Source organism: Pseudoclavibacter sp. Z016 (assembly GCF_002931215.1).
Classification (GTDB): Bacteria; Actinomycetota; Actinomycetes; order Actinomycetales; family Microbacteriaceae; genus Pseudoclavibacter.
This window is the reverse complement of the sequence record NZ_PSTU01000011.1, coordinates 886334-903500: the sequence shown is the minus strand read 5'-3', so window position 1 is coordinate 903500 and position 17167 is coordinate 886334. Positions and strand designations below refer to the sequence as shown.

Below are 17167 nucleotides of genomic sequence, written 5' to 3'. Positions count from 1 at the left end.
CTGGCCTCAGTCGAGGTCGGCCGCGACCAGCTCTGCCAGCTTCGTGACCGTCTCGGGGGAGTTGTTGCCGTAGACGAGGTAGGCCTGGCCGTCCTGCTCGTGGACGAGCATGTAGGCCCGGTTGCCTGCATCCTCCGGGCTGAGGTCGGTCGCGTCGTATTCGATCCAGTCGAGGCCGCCGACCTGCACGGTTCCCGTCGGGGTGCGCTCGCGCGTCGCGTCCAGCAGCCAGGTGGGGTTGACGCCGATGCCCTGGCTGACGCCGACGTACTCGGTGGGTGCGCCCTTCGGGCCGACCAGGAAGCCGATGTACCACTCGCTGACGCCGTCGGCGCTTGTGCGGATCTCGGCTTCGTTCGCGGTCCAGTCCGCCGGAACCTGAGGCACGACCAGCGGGGCGGCGAAGTCGCCCTGCGCGCTCTGCGCCTCTGACGCGAAATCGACGTCGAAGGTCACGGGAGTGTCGTTGCGCGGCACGATCGCCACGATGAACAGCACGAGGCCCAGCGACACCAGGAGCGAGTAGACGAGGTTGTTGATCGTCTTGCGCTTCCGGTATAGCCGCGAAGACTCGGCCTTGCGCGCGAACGTCTCCTCCGGGGTCTCCGGCCGCCCGAGTTCCGCGACGACCGGTGGCTGCTTCTGCTTGGCCATCAGGCCTCGTCCAGAGCTTCGTCGTCGCGTCGACGTGCCGCCTCGAGGCGCTTCCTGGCGCCGAGGAGCCAGGACTCGCAGTGCGCGGCGAGCTGCTCCCCGCGCTCCCAGAGCTTGAGCGACGCCTCGAGGGAGGCGCTGCCCTGCTCGAGCTGGCTCACGACCGAGATGAGCTCGTCGCGTGCCTGCTCGTAGCTGAGCTCGGCGATGTCGGTCTGTTCCTGCATGGTGGTCATTCTACGTTCGCCTCCGTTGCGCCGTCCGGGGCGCCTGGTGTGATGATGGCCTCGCCGCCGAGCGACGAGGCTGAGATGCGGCCATCGGCCGTTCGGATGCGGAGCTCGGTCGACGCGGGGGCGTCCTGCCATCCTGTGACGAGCGACTTCGCACCACCGTCGACGCGTTCGACGATGGAGTAGCCGCGCTCGAGCGTGCCCTGCGGCGAGAGGCCCCGCAGGTGCCTCGCCAGCGATTCGAGCCGGTCGTGTTCGCGGTCGATTCGCCGAGTGATGAGCTCTTCGCCGCGTTGGGAGGCGCGCATGAGCTCCTCGCCGCGCTGGTCGATGATCCACGACGGGTTGGCGAGCGCTGGCCGTGAGACGAGCGACTCGAGGGCGTTGGACTCGCTGCGCACACGGTCGACGATGCGCTGCAGGATGCGGGCTCTGGCCTGCTGGACGCCAGCGAGCTCCTCCGCGACGTCCGGCACGACGCGCTTGGCGGCGTCTGTCGGGGTGGAGGCGCGCAGGTCGGCGACGTCGTCGAGGATCGGACGGTCGGCCTCGTGGCCGATGGCGCTGACGACGGGCGTGGAGAGCGTCGCGACGAGGCGCACCAGGCTCTCGTCGCTGAACGGCAGCAGGTGCTGGAAGTCGCCGCCGCCTCGGGCGACGATGATGACGTCGACCTCGGGGTCGGCGTCGAGCTCGCGGAGCGCGGCGGAGACCTCGGCAACGGTGCGGTCACCCTGCACGGGGGTGTGGATTGTGCGGAACTGCACCGCTGGCCAGCGGAGCTCGGAGTTGCGGCGCACGTCCTTCTCCGCGTCGGACTCGCGCCCCGTGATGAGACCGATGGTGCCCGGCAGGAAGGGGAGGGGCTTCTTGCGCTCGTCGGCGAAGAGGCCTTCTGCCGCCAGCTGCTTCCGGAGTCGCTCGAGCCGCTCGAGAAGATCGCCGAGCCCGACGTGCCGGAGGTCCGAGACCTGCATCGACAGCGTGCCGCCCTTGACCCAGAAGTCGGGCTTGATGCTGGCGATGACGCGGTCACCCTGCTTGAACTCGCTGTCGAGACGCTGCACGACGCTGCGCCAAGCGGTGACCGACAGGGTTGCGTCCGCGTCGAGGTCCTTGATCTTCCCGTAGGCGTGCCCACCGCGGATGCTCCAGCCGGTGAGCTCTCCCTCGATCCAGACCGACCCGAGGCGTGCGATCCAGTCGCGGACGAGCTCTGAGACGACGCTGACGGGCCACGGCGCATCCGGCGTTGACTTCGGGGGCTGGATGACGACCACGTGCCTCTTCTCGAATCTGATGTCTCCCGCTGCGATCGCGGAGGGAGCGTGCTGCTGGGCACAAAGAATCGGCCGCCGCATGCGAGATCGAGGATATCGCGTGCGGCGGCCGATGCTTCAGTGCTGTGGAGAACCCGGCCCGCCCGGGCGGCCAGGTGGCTCGCCCGGGCAGGCACGTGGTGACGTCAGCGTGACTGCTGTCGCCACGCCCTACGTGGAGGTTGGCGTCGGCATCGGCAGGGCGCCGCTCGAGATGGCCTCGAGCAGTTCACCGTGCATCAGGATCGCGGCGATCGTGAAGCCGAAGATCGTGATGAGGGTGACGACGGCGCCGATGATCGGGATCCACATCGCCCGCTTGCCGGCCTTCCAGCGGACGAGCGTCAGGTACAGCGTGAGGGCGTAGATCGCCGGCAGTACCAGGACAGCGGTGGTGGACAGGGAGCCGAGACCCTCAGGTCGCACGTAGCCGCTGATCCCGAAGTCCTCGTAGAGCAGGGCCATCTGGCCCGCCAACGAGTTCTCCGTGAACGTCGTCATGTTCAGGACTGTGGCGACGAGGCCGAGCACGAGGAACCCGATGCCGAGGAAGCGGTCGTTCTTCCGCTTTACCTCCTGCACCGAGTCCTGCGGCTCGGATCCCGGCGTCACGCTCACGCGGCCGAGTGACCGAACGAGCCGAGCTGCTTGGTGGCCTCGATGATGCGAGCCGCCATGGCGGTCTCGGCCTTCTTGCCCCATGAGCGGGGGTCGTAGACCTTCTTGTTGCCCACTTCGCCGTCGATCTTGAGGAAGCCGTCGTAGTTCTTCAGGACGGTGTCGGCGACGGAGCGGCTGAACGCGTACTGCGTGTCGGTGTCGATGTTCATCTTGATGACGCCGTTGCGGACCGCCTCGGCGATCTCCTCGTCGGTCGATCCCGAACCGCCGTGGAAGACGAGGTCGAGCGGCTTGGCGCCGGTTCCGTACTTGGCTGCGAGGCCTGCCTGGATCTCCGCGAGGAGCTCGGGGCGCAGCTTGACGTTGCCCGGCTTGTAGACGCCGTGGACGTTGCCGAAGGTGAGCGCGGCCATGTAGCGGCCGCGGTCGCCGAGGCCCAGTGCCTCGACGGTCGCGATGGCGTCGTCGAGCGTCGTGTACAGGTGCTCGTTGATCTCGTGCGCGACGCCGTCTTCTTCGCCGCCGACGACGCCGATCTCGACTTCGAGGATCTGGTTGTTGGCCTGCGTGAGCTTCAGGATCTTCGACGCGATCTCGAGGTTCTCCGTGAGCGGCACAGCCGAGCCGTCCCACATGTGCGACTGGAAGATCGGCTCGCCGCCGCGCTTGATCTGGTCAGCGGATGCCTCGAGGAGCGGGTAGACGAAGCCGTCGAGCGCGTCCTTCGGGCAGTGGTCGGTGTGCAGCGCGACCGTGATCGGGTAGTTCTTCGCGACCTCGTGCGCGAATGCGGCCATGGCGAGCGCACCGGAGGCGCGAGCCTTGACGGACTGGCCGGCGAAGTAGTCGGCACCGCCCGTGGTGACCTGGAGGATGCCGTCTGAGCCGGCTTCGGTGAGACCCTGGAGGACGGAGTTGATCGTCGACGAGCTGGAGACGTTGATCGCTGGGTACGCGAAGCCGCCTTCCTTGGCTCGGTTCAGCATCTCGGCGTACTGGTCCGGTGTTGCGATGGGCATATGTGCTCCTTCAGCGCTTGGAACTTACGACTGAAGTCTAGCCAGGGCCGCCGACTTTCTCCGAGCGCTCGTACTAGGGTTGAGAACCGGATGGCGCGGAGCAATGGTGTCGTGTGATTGCTCGGCGAGAACGTCCATAACGCCAGCGAAAGGGACCCTTGTGACCTCATCTTCCGCCACTTCAACTCCGGAGCACGGGCAGCTCTTCGCGAACCCCGACCGCAACCTCGCTATGGAGTTGGTGCGTGCGACCGAGGCTGCGGCCATCCGGGCGACGCCGTTCATCGGGCGAGGTGACAAGAACGCCGCCGACGGTGCGGCGGTCGACGCCATGCGCAAGTTCCTCTCGACCGTCGATTTCGCCGGTGTCGTCGTCATCGGCGAGGGCGAGAAGGACGAAGCCCCGATGCTCTTCAACGGCGAGCAGGTCGGCAACGGGCAGGGCCCCGACTGCGATATCGCCGTCGACCCGATCGATGGCACGAGCCTCACGGCCGCTGGCCGGCAGAACGCGCTGAGCGTCATCGCCGTGGCCGACCGCGGCTCGATGTACAACCCGAAGGACCTCTTCTACATGGAGAAGATCGTCACGGGTCCCGAGGGTGTCGGCGTCATCGACCTGGCCCGCCCGATCGGCGAGAACATCCGCGCCCTCTCCAAGGCGAAGAACAAGCCGGTCGAGGACATGGTCATCGCCGTGCTCGACCGTCCGCGCCATGAGGAGCTCATCAACGAGATCCGCGCGGCGGGTGCCGGCACACAGCTCATGCTCGATGGCGACGTCGCCGGTGGCATCAACGCAGCGCGCGGCACCGGGCGCATCGACATGTGCGTCGGCATCGGCGGAACTCCCGAGGGCATTATCACGGCGTGCGCCATCAAGGCACTCGGCGGCGTGCTGCAGGGCCGCTGGTACCCGCGCAACGCCGAGGAGCGCGAGCGCGCGATCGCTGCCGGGCATGACCTGGACGCAGTGCTCACGCAGGACGACCTAGTCCGCACCGAGAACACGTACTTCGTGGCGACGGGTGTGACCGACGGTGGACTGTGCGCCGGGGTTCGCCGGTCCGGCAATCGCATCTTCACGGACTCGGTGGTGCTCCGGTCCCGCTCCGGCACCGTGCGTCGTGTGACGGCCGAGCACCTCGCGGACAAGTGGCTCTGATCTCCGCCGGCAGCTGACGCAGCTCTTCTGGAGCTGCCGCCAAAGCGCTGCCAGTCTGATGTTCCCGGCGTTCACCGTCGCGGCATCGGGCTGGCAGCGTTTGTCGTTGAGGAGCCGTTCGCGTGCGGTTCTTCCGGGAGTTCGCCCGTTCGAGGGGTCGGGTCAGCGCTCCGTGAGCTCGGGCTGCGTGTCTCGATGCTCGGTGAGTTCGGGTGCGGTGAGCCCGCGAAGCTGCTCCTCGACGGGGCGCGGCGTGCTGATGGGGGAGCCGATGTTGAGGGCGTCCAGCTTTCGAGCGGTGGGGAGGACTCGCGTCTCGAGGGAGCCCAGGAACGCGTTGTAGCTGGTGGTGGCGCCAGCCAGCGACCGGCCGAGCTTGTCGATGTGCGTGGCCAGCGTGCCGAGACGCGTGTGGAGCTGGGTGCTGAGTTCGAAGATCTCGTGGGCCTGGTCTTCGAGCACGTCCTGCTGCCAGGCGTAGGCGATGGCGCGGAGGGTGGCCCAGAGCGAGACGGGAGACGTGACCGCGACTCCGCGGTGGATCGCGTCTTCCAGGAGCGACGGGTCGGAGGCGACTGCGGCCGAGAGCGCCGACTCGCTGGGGACGAACGCGATGACCAGTTCGGGGGATCCGGGCACCGCGCTCGGGTAGCCGCGCGCGGCGAGGGCGGTGACGTGTGAGCGAAGGGCCTTCGCGTGGTCGCTCATGAGGCTGCGCCGGCGTGCGGTCTCCTCCTGGTCGCCGAGTTCGCTGAGCTGGCTCGCGGCGAGATACTTCGCCATCGGGGCCTTCGCGTCGATGACGAGGTGCTTGCCCCCTGGCAGGTGCACGATCATGTCCGGGCGCCCCGCGCCCTGCTCCCCGGTGAGCGTGACCTGCGTGTCGAAGTCGACGCGCTCGATCATTCCGGAGGCCTCGACGATGTTGCGAAGCTGGGCCTCGCCCCACACACCTCGTGCCTGGTTGGACTGCAGAGCGGAGGCGAGCGAGTCGGTTGTCGCCCGCAGGCGCTCGTCAGCTTCGTGCTGGTTGCGGAGCTGCTCGCTGAGCTCGCCGTGCTGCTGCAGGCGCTGCTCCTCGATGGCGGCGACGGCGCGGCGCATGAGTTCGAGCTGCTTGTTCACCGGGGCGAGCGCCGTGAGCACCTGCTGTTCGCCGACGTCCTTCGTGCGGCGCGCCTCGAGCTGCGAGCGCTCCCGTGCGAGCACCTCCTCGAGGTGCTGCTCGGCGGTGGAGCGTGCCTCGCTCGCAGCGAGGGCGCGTGCGCTGGCACCCGCCAGCTCGGTCGCCAGCTGTTGGCGCTGGTTCGCTCCCCGCATCGCGGCGATCGCGAAACCGACGATGAGGCCGAGGAGGAGGCCGATGACGAGCGGGAGAAGGTCCATGCATCCACCCTCGCAGGTGCCTCCGACATTTCAGGCGAAGGTGGCCGCCGCGGTGAGTGTCGCGGCGAGTTCCCGCTCCCTGCTGAGCTCGATGCGCTCGATGTCGACGCCCGTCGACGCGCCCACGTCGGCGAGTTCCACAGCTCCCAGCCTTCGTGAGACGTCGACGACGATGGCGGCGCTCGCCTCCGCATCGGAGACGGGGTCGTGGTGCACGAGCGTCGTGAAGCCTGCCGCCTCCGCGGCCACCGGGAGGCGGTAGGAGTGCAGCTCGTAGCTGCGTCTCGCGAGTCGGAGCGAGCAGAAGTAGGCGAGCGGTGGAAGCGTCGTGTTCGTCGCAAGGCTGATCGTGACGGCCACGCCGATGTCGAAACGCGCGTTGTGCGCGACCAGCACATCGTCTCCGACGAAGGCCAGGAGACGGGGGAGCTGCTCCTCCCAGGTCAGAGCACTGCGGGTCATCTCCCGGCTGATGCCGTGCAGCTGGACGTTGAAGGGCAGGAACGCGTCGTGGGGCTGCGGGGGCTGGATGAGCCAGCTGGCGCGCTCGACGACGGCACCGTCCCGCACCTTGACGAGTCCGACGGCGCACGCTGAGGCCGGAGAGCCGTTGGCGGTCTCGAAGTCGATCGCGGTGAAGTCGATGGTCACGTCATTCATGGTGGCACGAACCTGGCGTCGGTCGAATCGGGTGTGGCGCATCCGGTGGGCAAGTACGATAGGTGCTCGTGGCTCTTACTCTTGGCATCGTCGGCCTGCCCAACGTCGGCAAATCGACCCTTTTCAACGCACTCACGAAGAACCAGGTTCTCGCGGCGAACTACCCGTTCGCCACGATCGAGCCCAACGTGGGGGTCGTCGAGCTGCCGGATGCACGGCTGAAGGTGCTCGCCGAGATCTTCGGCTCTGAGCGCATCCTGCCCGCCGCAGTGTCGTTCGTCGACATCGCCGGCATCGTGCGCGGTGCGAGCGAGGGCGAGGGGCTCGGCAACCAGTTCCTCGCCAACATTCGCGAGGCGGACGCGATCGTGCAGGTCGTGCGCGGCTTCGAGGACGGCGACGTCGTGCACGTCGACGGCAAGGTCGAGCCCGCGAGCGACATGGAGACGATCAACACCGAGCTGATCCTCGCCGACCTGCAGACCATCGAGAAGGCGCTCCCGCGCTTCGAGAAGGAGGTCAAGCAGAAGCGTCTTGACTCCTCCGTGCTCGAGGCGGCGAACGAGGCGAAGGCGGCGCTCGACGAGGGCACGCTGCTCTCGGCCACCAAGATCGACCTCGAGCCCATCAAGGAGCTCGGCCTGCTGACGGCCAAGCCCATGATCTTCGTCTTCAACATCGACGAGGCCGCGCTGAGCAGCGAGGAGAAGCTGGCTGAGCTCGCGGCGCTGGTCGCTCCGGCGAAGGCGATCTTCCTCGACGCGCAGACCGAGTCCGAGCTCATCGACCTCGACCCCGAGGAAGCCGCCGAGCTCCTCGCGTCGCTCGGTCAGGACGAGTCGGGCCTCAGCCAGCTCGCCCGCATCGGCTTCGACACGCTCGGGCTGCAGACCTACCTCACCGCGGGCCCCAAGGAGTCGCGCGCGTGGACGATCCGCAAGGGCTGGAAGGCCCCAGCGGCGGCCGGCGTCATCCACACCGACTTCGAGCGCGGCTTCATCAAGGCCGAGGTCATCTCGTTCGAGGACCTCGTCGAGACCGGCTCCACCGCTGAGGCTCGCGCCAAGGGCAAGGCCCGCATGGAGGGCAAGGAGTACGTCATGCAGGACGGCGACGTCGTGGAGTTCCGCTTTAACGTCTAGCGTTATTGACGCTCTGCGTTATACGCTGACCTCGTGATCAGATCGTTCGGGAGCAAGGAGACCGAGCGCATCTGGCGCGAGCAGTATGTCAAGGGCGTCGATCGGGCGGTCCAACGAGCAACCCTGAGGAAGCTCGAGCTGATCCATGCGGCGAAAGATGCGGAAGATCTGAGGATCCCTCCGGGGAACCGCCTGGAGAAGCTGGCTGGCGATCGACGCGGTCAACACAGTATCCGTGTGAACTCCCAGTGGCGTATCTGCTTCGTCTGGAGAGAGGGAGGGGCGGAAGATGTCGAACTCATCGACTATCACTGACGCGGACGCGATCGAGCCGATCCACCCAGGGGAAATCCTGATGGAGGACTTCATCGAGGGGTTCGGCATCACGCAGAACAAGCTCGCGGTGTCCATCGGTGTGCCTCCGCGTCGGATCAACGAGATCGTGCACGGCAAACGCGGCATCACCGCCGACACCGCGATCCGACTGGCGCGGTACTTCGGGACGTCGGAGGAGTTCTGGATGAACCTGCAGTCGAACTACGAGTTGCGACTCGAGCGCAGGGCTCTGCGCGACAAGGTTGCCGCGATCACACCGTTGAAGGTCGCATGACGGATCTGTCGATCGGTGTCTCTGCGCACGGTGACGCAGTCGACGCTGAATGCCTGTCGCCGTGACTCCGCATGGCTCGGATGGCGTGAAGATGTCGTCCCTTTCTCCGCCTCGTGCGGCTGGAGTTGAGATCGACCCGTCGACTTCCTCGTCGGTCCCGGCCAAGGAGCGTCGCGCGTCCCCACTCGGCGGGCGCAAGCCCGTGACCGCCGAGCTGGCACAGTTCCAGACGCCCGATGAGCACGCCATGGACGACATCCTCCCCGTCGACCTCGCGACGGTTCGTTTGCTTATCGTGGGCGTCAACCCGGGACTGTGGACGGCCGCGGTCAATGCCCCCTTCGCGCGACCCGGCAACCGATTCTGGCCATCGCTCCACCGGGCCGGCTTCACGGATCACACCGTCGACGCATCGCGTGGCCTGTCTGCGTCAGACGAGCAGCAGCTGCTCGGCCGGGGCATCGCGCTCACGAACCTCGTGGGCCGAGCGACGGCGCGTGCCGACGAGCTGACGCCCTCGGAGCTGCGCGAAGGCGGCCGGCGAGTCATCGAGCGCGTGCATGAGATGCGGCCCGACGCAGTTGCCGTCGCCGGGATCACCGCATTCCGCACCGCGTTCGGCCTGCCGAAGTCGAAGCTCGGGCGTCAGGAGGCGGGGACTGTCCCGGGCTGGCCGGAGGACGTCGACCTGTGGGTCGTCCCTCAGCCCAGCGGGTTGAACGCGCACGAGACGATCGACACCCTCGCCGCCAAATGGCGAGAGGTCTGGGACTCGCTTCCTGCCGAGTGACGACGCAGCCCTCACGTCATGGACAACCAGGCATGCTCCGTCAGGACGCGAGCGGCACCTGGGCGGTGACAACGCGGTGCGGGTACTCGGCTTCGCGCCCCTGGAAGCTCAGGATGCTCGGGTTCTGGATCACACCGTCCCGAATCTCGATCGCGCGAGTGAGCGTCGCACTCTCAGCCCACGCCTCCGGGCCTTCGAGAGCGGGGCGGAGGAACGGGAGCAGGGCCTCGCTGATGTCCCAGGTGGCGGAGTTCCACAGGTAGGACGGGCTGTGGTCGACGGCGTAGTAGTTGACGCCCTGCCCGACCGTGAACATCGGCTGCTCGAACGTCGTGGGCCGTGCCCACTCGAACCCCATGCCCTCGTCGCAGGAGACGTCGATGATGAGGCTCCCCGTCGAGAACCGCGCGAGGTTCTCCGTGAGGAGGTAGGTCAACGGCGCGGCGACATCCTGGAAGGTGCAGTTGACGACGATGTCGTAGGTGGCCAGGAAGTCGGGGAGCAGCCAATCGCCCTGCTCGGTGCTGACGGTGCTCAGGTGCGTGGGTCCGTCATCCGTGTTGAGCTGCGTGATGTGGGCGTTGTGGATAGGAGAGCCCACGGCCGCCGCGCCGCGCTGTGTCAGCACCTCGATGTCGTGGATGCCGTGCGCGTTCAGCGCCGTCACCGCGCCTCGAGCGGTCGCACCGAAGCCGATCACGACTGCCCTGAGGCGAGGGCCGTAGAGGCCCGTCAGCCCGATGAGGCTGAGCGCGTGGATGACGGAGCAGTAGCCGGCGAGCTCGTTGTTCTTGTGGAAGACATGCAGGCTCATGTCACCCTGCGGCGTCCAGTGGTTCATCGCCTCGAACGCGATCAGCGTCAGCTTCCTGTCGATGGCGATCTGCGTCACCTCCGGGTCCTGGACGCAGTGCGGCCACCCCCAGAGCACCCGCCCCGGCGCGAGCGCCGCGACATCCGCAGCCTGCGGCTTCGGGAGCAGGAGCACGTCAGCGGAGGCGAGGACCTCGGCTCGCTCGGCGACCCTCCCGACACGCGATTCCACGTAACCGGGCTCGAGCTGGAAGTCGGCCCCGTAGCCGCGCTCCACGATCATGCGAGCCCGCACATCCGCGTCGATCCGATCGAGGTGATGCGGGTGGAGGGGAAGCCGGCGTTCGTTCTCCATCGAGGAGTCGGCGAGGACTCCGAGCGAGAGCAGCGGAGCGCGGGTGGAGGCGACAGCGGACGACATGGGATCCCATCATTGGGGAACCAGAGTCAGCTCCTGCCCTGACAGTACGCCCATTTCGGGCAGGCGCATTCGCTAGGGTGACCGGCAGCCACCTTCCCCAGCGTCCAAGCGTGCGGTGACCTCGGGAAGCAGACCGCAGCTTGGAGGCCCAGATGATCGCGTACTCAGAGATCGCCACGCTCGACGCCGAGCAGCACGAGCGCATCCAAGCTCTCTTCGAACGCAGCTCCGCGATCTGGGACCTTCCCGAGGACGAGGGCAAGCTCGAGGTCTGGGACGAGTTCATCGAGGACTGCGAGCGCGCCGAGTTCCCTCACCTCATCGCGAGCGCCCGCTTCGGCCAGTACACGACCCTCGTCAAGGCGGGACTCGCGGTCCGAGCGCTCGATGCGTACGTGCGGCTCATGCAGGTCATCCACCGCCATGGCGACCTCATCGCGCCCGAGAACGTCGGGCGCATGCTCAATTCCATCGCGACCGCGAGCATGACGCTCGTCGACGACCCGGCGGTGTCGCTTGAGCAGATCGCCCGCGCCATCGACCTCGTCGAGCAGCAGATACGACAGCGCGGTGCCGACATCGTGGGCGTCTACGTGGCGCGCGCCGTGGTCTCCGCGGCCAGGGGAGACGCCGACGCGACGTTCGACTGGATCCAACGGTGGCGATCCGAGAACAGCGTCGAGTGGCGGCCGGACGACTCCGGCGTCATCCAGATGGAGCTGCCGCTCGTCGCGCGCTTCGATCTGCCGCGCGCGACGGAGACGCTCGAGCAGCGGCTGCGGATGCTCGAGATCGACCCGGGTCAGTTCGACGCCACGCGTTCCGACGCGGAGAACGCCACGCCCCTCCTCATCCTGCTCGCCTTCTTCTACGTGCGCGCCGGCCGTCGAAGCGACGCGAACCTCATCGCCGACCAGCTCCTCGCCGGGATCGGGGCCTCCCGACTCGCGCGGGACGGGGTCGCGGAGTTCCTCATCCCAGTCCTCGAGGAGCGTCCGGAGGCCGCGCTCGAGGCCGTCGACCACACCCTCCGCAACCTGCACCTCGACGGGAGCGACTGGGAGGCCACCGCCGCCACGGCGCGCAACCGCATCCTCGCCGACCCGACCGGGGACGAGGGCGGGCTGCTGCGAGCGCTCGCCGAGGAGGCTGCCGCCACGCTCGACCGACGCGGCGGAACCGACGTGCACTCGCGGGAGCTCGACGAGTTCAGGTGGGCCGGCCTGCCCGCACCGACGCGACCGGAGGCTGCCGATGACGAGGGCGTCTGGGGCGACGTGGAAGAGCGAGCGGAGACGATCCTCGCGTCCGGCTGGCTGCCGCGCACCGCCTCGGTCAGCATGGACGAGCCGCCCATCTCCATCAAGCACCGCTACGTCGCGCACCTCGGCGCCACGATGGACCTTCTCTCGGCCGAGACCTCCCAGGACGCCGACGCCCTCGCGGCCTCGCTCTCCGCGCGCTCAGAGCAGCTGAAGTGCGCCACCACTCGGTACTGCGTGCCGCTGCTGCATGGCCTGCGCGCCGGCCAGCAGGGCGACATCGCCACGCTCGTGCGCGACTTCCGCGCGGCCCAGGTGGAGCTTCGGAACGACTCGGACGCGATCGAGGACTCCATCGCGGCCATCGGCGAGCGCTTCTTCGCCGTGACCGTCGACCAGGCGGTCGCCGCGCCCTACGTCACCTGGCCGGAGATCGAGGAGCTCATCGAGGCAGAGGTGCGCCTCCGAGCGGTCACCGGGGGACCCACCGCCCACCTGACCCTCGCACGCGCGGAGGTGGCGGCCCACCGCGGCGACACGGCGTCGCTGCGCGCCGCCCTCGAGCAACTCGGACCCCAGCTGGAAGCGGAGAGCCGGATGCTCGATCGGGTCACGGTCGACCTCGAAGTCGTCCGCCTCACCGCGTTCGCGGCGCCTGCGTTCGCGGCGGCAACCGCGAGAGGGATCCTCGCGGACGGCGACGCTGAGCAGGTGCGCGCCGCGACCGCCTGGCTGTGCTGGCTGGACGCTCGGTCAGGGAACAGAGCCGCCGCCTCGGCCGAGCTGGCCCGCATCCTCAAGAGTGTCGACGGCGACGTGGACGCGTTCGGTCCGCTGCCCGGATGGGTGCTGCTCGAGGGGATAGCCGCACCCGGCGTCGAGCTCGGGCCGCTCATCGACGCGCTGCTGGCGGACGTCGACGAGTCGCCGAGCGACCTGATGATCTTCGCCGCGTGCGGCAGCGCCCTGCTCGCCACGGCCCCCGACGACCCTCGAGGGCCGGACCTCCGTGCGCTCGCCGCCGACATCACCCGCCGACTGGATGCCCGCAACGGCGATGACCGCTGGAGCACCTGGGTGCGCGAGAGATGGTTCGCGGGCGACGCTTCCTTCGGGGCGTCCGCATGAGCGGGGAGAGCTTCCGCGTCGACCTGCGCGGCATCGTCGACATCCTGTCCCATCACCTGTACTCGAGTCCGCGCGTGTACCTCCGCGAGCTCATCCAGAACGCCAGGGACGCGGTCGTAGCCAGGAGCGAGCTCGATCCGACCGCGCCCCAGGAGATCGCGGTCGAGGTCGAGGACGGTGGGGCCGTGCTGGTCCGCGACCATGGCATCGGGCTGACCGAGGAGGAGATGCGGTCGGTGCTCGCCACCATCGGCGCGTCGAGCAAGCGCAGCGACTTCACCCGAGTGCGCCGACAGTACCTCGGCCAGTTCGGCATCGGCCTCCTCTCCTGCTTCCTGATCGCGGATCGCATCGAGGTGCGCTCGCGCAGCGCGCGCTCGGCGGACGCGCCGACGATGAGCTGGGTTGGGAGCTCGGACGGCACGTTCACGATCACACCCGCGGAGACTCCGTTGCCGGACGCGGGCACCGAGGTGCGCGTTCAGGCTCGCGCCGACGACCGAGAATGGGTCGACCCGGTGCGGGTGCGTCTGCTCGCCGAGCGCTTCGCCAGCCTGCTTGAGCTCCCGATCTCGCTGCGCACGACCCCCCGGCACCCGCCGGAGCTCGTCAGCACCAGGACGCCACCGTGGCGGACCTCCGACTTCGAGGCGGCCGAGTGGTGTCGCCGTGAGTTCGGGTTCATGCCCCTCGCAGTGCTCCCCGTCGACGTCCCGACCGCGGGTGTGGTCGGCGTCGCCTTCATCTCGGACAGCCCGGGGCGGGTCGGGAACCGACACGGCGACACGGTCTACTCGCACGGCATGTTCGTCGCCGACGACAACGTGCAGCTCGCTCCGAACTGGGCCTACTTCGTGCGGCTCGCCGTCGAGGGCGGCGACCTGCCCCTGACCGCATCCCGCGAGTCCCTCCAGGACTCGTCGGCGATCGGCGAGGTGAAGGCGCAGATCGGCACGCAGCTCCGGCAGTGCATCGAGCACTTCGCGCTGCGCGATCCGGTCGGCTTCGACCGATTCATGGACGTGCACGCGAAGGGCATCCTCGCGATGGCGGCGGGGGACGACGACATGCTCGACCTCGTGATCGGCCACGTGCCCTGGGAGACCAGCGAGGGCACGATGACCCTCGCCCAGATCCTGCGCATCTCGGACGACGTGCAGTACACCGCCTCGATGACCGACTTCACGGCGTTCGCGCCGCTGCTTCGCGCGAGGAAGGCGCTGCTGGTGAACGGCTCCTACGTGTACGGGAGCGAGATCCTGCGCAAGGTGCGCGAGCGTCGTGGGCACGCGGCGCGCGTTCGGGCGTTCGACCCCCACTCGTTCCTCGACGAGCTGCCGGAGCCGCGTGACGACGACGCTGCGGCTCGAGGATTCGAATCGCAGGCGCGCATCGTCCTCGACCGGCTCGGGGTCGATCTCGACCTGCGGGAGTTCGCCCCTGCATCCACCCCTTCCCTGTTCGTCGCCGCATCGAGCGAGCAGTACCGGGGTCAACCGACCGATGCCGACGCGGAAGCGGACCCGTGGGCGGACCTCCTCAGCGCACCGGCGTCGCAGCCCACGCGACCGAGGCTCGTCATGAACGTGTCGAGCGACGCGGTGCGCTCGCTTGGGCAGGTGCGTGACGAGCGCGTGCGTGCCGAAGCGATCAGCGGCCTGTACGTCATCGGCCTGCTGCGAGCCGGCGAGACGCTCGACGAGCGGCACGGTGAGCTGCTCAGCAGCACGCTGCACACGCTGATCGCCGCGGCGGGCTCCGGGGCGTGACAGGGCGACGAGACCGGGAGTAGGGTCGCGTTCACGGGCCGATCCCGCGTCGACGGAAGGACTCTCGATGTCCGACACCACCTGCCACATGTCCATCTCCCTGGACGGCTTCGTCGCGGGTCCCGAGCAGAGCGCGGAGCATCCGCTCGGCCGAAGAGGGCACGAGCTGCACGGCTGGCACATCGGCGACCCACGGGCGACGGACGCCGACGAGCTCGCGACCGGCTGGCTCATGCGACCTCGCGGCGCCTACGTGATGGGGCGGAACATGTTCGGTCCCGTTCGCGGCGAGTGGGATGAGGATTGGCGCGGGTGGTGGGGTGACGAGCCGCCGTACCACGCGCCGGTCTTCGTGCTCACGCACCACGCACGCGACCCCATCGAGATGCAGGGCGGCACGAGCTTCCACTTCGTCACGGGCGGCTTCGACGCGGCCTACGCCAGGGCCGTCGAGGCCGCTGGAGGCAAGGGCGTCGACATCGCCGGCGGCGCTTCCACCGTTCGACAGGCGCTCAACGCGGGGGTTGTCGACGAGCTCACGCTCGACGTCGCGCCAGTGCTGCTCGGCTCCGGCGAGCGGATGTTCGACGGCGTCGAGGTGTTCGACTACGAACCCGTCGAGGTGCTGCACTCGCCCCTGTCGACGCACATCCGCTACCGGAGGTCGGCCAAGCGCTGACCGCACCGGGCCGGCAGGGGTCTGCCCGTCATCTCTCCTCGAGGGGCTCAGCTCAGCCGGCGGCCTTGCGGACGTGGTCCGCGATGGTCTTCTCGGTCTCGGGGGTGAGGCTGATGAGCGCGAACGACGTCACCCAGAGGTTGCCGTCGTCGAGCTGCGCTGCCTCCTCGAACCCGAGCGTCGCGTACCTCGTCGTGAACTTCGAGGCCGCCTTGAAGAACACGACGACCTTGCCGTCGGCGTCGGTGTAGGCGGGGAACCCGTACCAGGTCTTCGGCATGAGCTGCGGGGCGACCTCCTTCACGATGCGGTCGATGCCCTCGGCGAGCACTCGATCCTCGTCTGTCATCTCTGAGATGGCCTTCTGGATGGCGGCGTCGCCAGCGGCGCGGTTCTTCCCGGCCTTCTGCTCAGCGCGCAGCTCTGCGGCGCGCTGCTTGACCGCGTCCCGCTCGTCCTTCGACAGTCCAGCCGTCTTCTCCGCCATTGCGCGCTCCTTCTCCGTGTTCCTGACCGGTGGTTCAGGACCAAACGTACGACCCATCGGGGCTGCGCGCTTCTCTGAAACTGCTTGGACCCGCCATCGAGGCCCCATGGCATCCCGCTCGCACCCAGCTCCGGCCAGCAGGATGGGCTGATCGTGATGGGCCGGTCTGAGGAGGCACGCATGGGACTTCGCTGGTATTCGACCGTCGTCGACGCGCACGACCACCGTGCGCTTGCGGCCTGGTGGGCGGAGACGCTCGACTGGCAGGTGAGCTTCGAGGACGAGAACGAGGCCGCGGTCATCCCCAAGTGGCTCGACGAGGAGAACCCGGGGGTGCCGTTCGAGCAGGTCGGGCCGGGACTCGTCTTCGTGCCGGTTGCGGACGAGCGGACGGTGAAGAACCGGTTGCACATCGACCTCGCCGCCCCGTTGCACGAGAGCCAGGTGGCGCACGTCGACGCGCTGCTCGCCCGCGGGGCCAGCCGAGCTGACGTGGGGCAGGGGGAGGACACCACGTGGGTCGTGCTGCGCGACCCAGAGGGCAACGAATTCTGCGTCCTCTCGTCTCGGGAGTCCTGAGCGCCGTCCCGCACACCACCCCCGCGAGTGGCCCGTCAGAATGTCGGTGGTCCGGTCCAAACTGTCGGCATGACAGATCAACGAATTGACAGAGAAGCCGAGTCCTTCGTGCGGAGCCTCGCCGGTGAGCTCCTTGCGCCGAGATCAGGGGAGTGCGTGCTCTGCTACGTCGCCGACCAGCTCGACGAGTTCGGATGCGATGGAACGCATCGGTTCTCGAAGTGGTACCAGGAGCGCCAGGCGCCGCGGGCAACCGCGCTCCTCGAGCGACTCGGCCGCATGGGCGCCTACTGCGACTGCGAGATCTTCCTGAACGCCGCTGATGCCGGCGAGGGCGAGCCCCAGGTCCTGCCAGCCTGCCTAGGCGTTCGTCGCGGGTCGACGCAGCCCTGCAGGCTCTGGTGGACAGAGCGCGGAAGCGCCTACTGAC

At 68.4% G+C, this 17167-nt stretch carries 19 protein-coding genes; 10 read left to right on the top strand and 9 right to left on the bottom strand.

Features of this window, described 5'->3' with window-relative positions:
- Window positions 1-6: 6 nt before the first annotated feature.
- The 5 genes from C5B99_RS10320 to fbaA form a co-directional block, all read right to left on the bottom strand.
- Window positions 7-654: a DUF4245 family protein gene (locus C5B99_RS10320; protein WP_104241635.1), complete on the bottom strand. Its 648-nt coding sequence runs from the start codon at window positions 652-654 to the stop codon at window positions 7-9.
- Window positions 654-890: an exodeoxyribonuclease VII small subunit gene (locus C5B99_RS10315; RefSeq protein ID WP_104241634.1), complete on the bottom strand. Its 237-nt coding sequence runs from the start codon at window positions 888-890 to the stop codon at window positions 654-656. Before C5B99_RS10315 ends, C5B99_RS10320 begins: the two co-directional genes overlap by 1 nt.
- Window positions 887-2188, bottom strand: coding sequence for an exodeoxyribonuclease VII large subunit (gene xseA, locus C5B99_RS10310; protein WP_374953466.1), 1302 nt, complete (start codon window positions 2186-2188; stop codon window positions 887-889). Before xseA ends, C5B99_RS10315 begins: the two co-directional genes overlap by 4 nt.
- A 189-nt stretch (window positions 2189-2377) precedes the next feature.
- Window positions 2378-2824 carry a DUF6264 family protein gene (locus C5B99_RS10305; RefSeq protein WP_146081981.1) on the bottom strand — a complete coding sequence of 149 codons (447 nt, stop codon included), beginning with the start codon at window positions 2822-2824 and terminating at the stop codon, window positions 2378-2380.
- A complete protein-coding gene (gene fbaA / locus C5B99_RS10300) occupies window positions 2821-3846 on the bottom strand; it encodes a class II fructose-bisphosphate aldolase (RefSeq protein ID WP_104241631.1) in 1026 nt (341 codons plus the stop codon). Before fbaA ends, C5B99_RS10305 begins: the two co-directional genes overlap by 4 nt.
- Before the next feature lie 232 nt (window positions 3847-4078).
- Between fbaA and glpX the strand changes: the two genes are divergently transcribed.
- Window positions 4079-5011: a class II fructose-bisphosphatase gene (gene glpX, locus C5B99_RS10295; protein ID WP_228496858.1), complete on the top strand. Its 933-nt coding sequence runs from the start codon at window positions 4079-4081 to the stop codon at window positions 5009-5011.
- Between the two features lie 162 nt (window positions 5012-5173).
- On the opposite strand, the gene C5B99_RS10290 is transcribed toward glpX, so the two are convergent.
- Window positions 5174-6397: a DNA recombination protein RmuC gene (locus tag C5B99_RS10290; protein WP_104241629.1), complete on the bottom strand. Its 1224-nt coding sequence runs from the start codon at window positions 6395-6397 to the stop codon at window positions 5174-5176.
- A gap of 30 nt (window positions 6398-6427) precedes the next feature.
- Window positions 6428-7057 carry a 3'-5' exonuclease gene (locus C5B99_RS10285; protein WP_228496608.1) on the bottom strand — a complete coding sequence of 210 codons (630 nt, stop codon included), beginning with the start codon at window positions 7055-7057 and terminating at the stop codon, window positions 6428-6430.
- Between the two features lie 68 nt (window positions 7058-7125).
- Between C5B99_RS10285 and ychF the strand changes: the two genes are divergently transcribed.
- The 4 genes from ychF (at window position 7126) to C5B99_RS10265 (ending at window position 9599) form a co-directional block, all read left to right on the top strand.
- On the top strand, window positions 7126-8199 hold the full coding sequence (gene ychF / locus C5B99_RS10280) for a redox-regulated ATPase YchF (protein ID WP_104242123.1): 1074 nt from the start codon (window positions 7126-7128) through the stop codon (window positions 8197-8199).
- A 33-nt stretch (window positions 8200-8232) separates the two neighbouring features.
- Complete coding sequence (locus tag C5B99_RS10275; protein ID WP_104241628.1) at window positions 8233-8514, top strand: type II toxin-antitoxin system RelE/ParE family toxin; 282 nt, start codon at window positions 8233-8235, stop codon at window positions 8512-8514.
- Window positions 8489-8809 carry a HigA family addiction module antitoxin gene (locus C5B99_RS10270; RefSeq protein WP_104241627.1) on the top strand — a complete coding sequence of 107 codons (321 nt, stop codon included), beginning with the start codon at window positions 8489-8491 and terminating at the stop codon, window positions 8807-8809. The genes C5B99_RS10275 and C5B99_RS10270 overlap by 26 nt, the downstream gene beginning before the upstream one ends.
- A 91-nt stretch (window positions 8810-8900) precedes the next feature.
- On the top strand, window positions 8901-9599 hold the full coding sequence (locus tag C5B99_RS10265; RefSeq protein ID WP_104242121.1) for a mismatch-specific DNA-glycosylase: 699 nt from the start codon (window positions 8901-8903) through the stop codon (window positions 9597-9599).
- Between the two features lie 40 nt (window positions 9600-9639).
- On the opposite strand, the gene C5B99_RS10260 is transcribed toward C5B99_RS10265, so the two are convergent.
- Window positions 9640-10833 carry a N(5)-(carboxyethyl)ornithine synthase gene (locus C5B99_RS10260; protein ID WP_104241626.1) on the bottom strand — a complete coding sequence of 398 codons (1194 nt, stop codon included), beginning with the start codon at window positions 10831-10833 and terminating at the stop codon, window positions 9640-9642.
- A 152-nt stretch (window positions 10834-10985) separates the two neighbouring features.
- On the opposite strand from C5B99_RS10260, the gene C5B99_RS10255 reads away from it, so the two are divergent.
- From C5B99_RS10255 to C5B99_RS10245, 3 genes are all read left to right on the top strand, one after another.
- Window positions 10986-13223 (top strand): hypothetical protein, encoded by a 2238-nt coding sequence (locus tag C5B99_RS10255; protein WP_104241625.1) that lies wholly within the window; start codon window positions 10986-10988, stop codon window positions 13221-13223.
- Window positions 13220-14992, top strand: a complete 1773-nt coding sequence (locus tag C5B99_RS10250) for an HSP90 family protein (RefSeq protein WP_181064982.1) — start codon at window positions 13220-13222, stop codon at window positions 14990-14992. The genes C5B99_RS10255 and C5B99_RS10250 overlap by 4 nt, the downstream gene beginning before the upstream one ends.
- 67 nt (window positions 14993-15059) lie before the next feature.
- Complete coding sequence (locus C5B99_RS10245) at window positions 15060-15671, top strand: dihydrofolate reductase family protein (RefSeq protein WP_104241623.1); 612 nt, start codon at window positions 15060-15062, stop codon at window positions 15669-15671.
- 52 nt (window positions 15672-15723) lie between these two features.
- Here C5B99_RS10245 and C5B99_RS10240 read toward each other — a convergent pair whose 3' ends face one another.
- On the bottom strand, window positions 15724-16158 hold the full coding sequence (locus C5B99_RS10240) for a hypothetical protein (RefSeq protein ID WP_104241622.1): 435 nt from the start codon (window positions 16156-16158) through the stop codon (window positions 15724-15726).
- A 180-nt stretch (window positions 16159-16338) separates the two neighbouring features.
- Here C5B99_RS10240 and C5B99_RS10235 point away from each other — a divergent pair, with 180 nt between their 5' ends.
- Entirely contained in the window at window positions 16339-16737 is a 399-nt protein-coding gene (locus tag C5B99_RS10235; protein ID WP_104241621.1) for a VOC family protein, read from the top strand.
- Between the two features lie 69 nt (window positions 16738-16806).
- Entirely contained in the window at window positions 16807-17166 is a 360-nt protein-coding gene (locus C5B99_RS10230) for a DUF2695 domain-containing protein (RefSeq protein WP_104241620.1), read from the top strand.
- The last annotated feature ends 1 nt before the right edge of the window (window position 17167 follow it).

Bases quoted from the DNA above. Each gene is read 5' to 3' on its own strand.
- C5B99_RS10250 (WP_181064982.1), top strand. From the start codon at position 13,220: ATGAGCGGGGAGAGCTTCCGCGTCGACCTGCGCGGCATCGTCGACATC.
- glpX (WP_228496858.1), top strand. From the start codon at position 4,079: ATGGAGTTGGTGCGTGCGACCGAGGCTGCGGCCATCCGGGCGACGCCG.
- C5B99_RS10245 (WP_104241623.1), top strand. From the start codon at position 15,060: ATGTCCGACACCACCTGCCACATGTCCATCTCCCTGGACGGCTTCGTC.
- C5B99_RS10285 (WP_228496608.1), bottom strand. From the start codon at position 7,057: ATGAATGACGTGACCATCGACTTCACCGCGATCGACTTCGAGACCGCC.
- C5B99_RS10255 (WP_104241625.1), top strand. From the start codon at position 10,986: ATGATCGCGTACTCAGAGATCGCCACGCTCGACGCCGAGCAGCACGAG.
- C5B99_RS10260 (WP_104241626.1), bottom strand. From the start codon at position 10,833: ATGTCGTCCGCTGTCGCCTCCACCCGCGCTCCGCTGCTCTCGCTCGGA.
- fbaA (WP_104241631.1), bottom strand. From the start codon at position 3,846: ATGCCCATCGCAACACCGGACCAGTACGCCGAGATGCTGAACCGAGCC.
- C5B99_RS10315 (WP_104241634.1), bottom strand. From the start codon at position 890: ATGACCACCATGCAGGAACAGACCGACATCGCCGAGCTCAGCTACGAG.
- C5B99_RS10270 (WP_104241627.1), top strand. From the start codon at position 8,489: ATGTCGAACTCATCGACTATCACTGACGCGGACGCGATCGAGCCGATC.
- C5B99_RS10320 (WP_104241635.1), bottom strand. From the start codon at position 654: ATGGCCAAGCAGAAGCAGCCACCGGTCGTCGCGGAACTCGGGCGGCCG.
- C5B99_RS10265 (WP_104242121.1), top strand. From the start codon at position 8,901: ATGTCGTCCCTTTCTCCGCCTCGTGCGGCTGGAGTTGAGATCGACCCG.
- C5B99_RS10235 (WP_104241621.1), top strand. From the start codon at position 16,339: ATGGGACTTCGCTGGTATTCGACCGTCGTCGACGCGCACGACCACCGT.
- C5B99_RS10230 (WP_104241620.1), top strand. From the start codon at position 16,807: ATGACAGATCAACGAATTGACAGAGAAGCCGAGTCCTTCGTGCGGAGC.
- C5B99_RS10240 (WP_104241622.1), bottom strand. From the start codon at position 16,158: ATGGCGGAGAAGACGGCTGGACTGTCGAAGGACGAGCGGGACGCGGTC.
- C5B99_RS10290 (WP_104241629.1), bottom strand. From the start codon at position 6,397: ATGGACCTTCTCCCGCTCGTCATCGGCCTCCTCCTCGGCCTCATCGTC.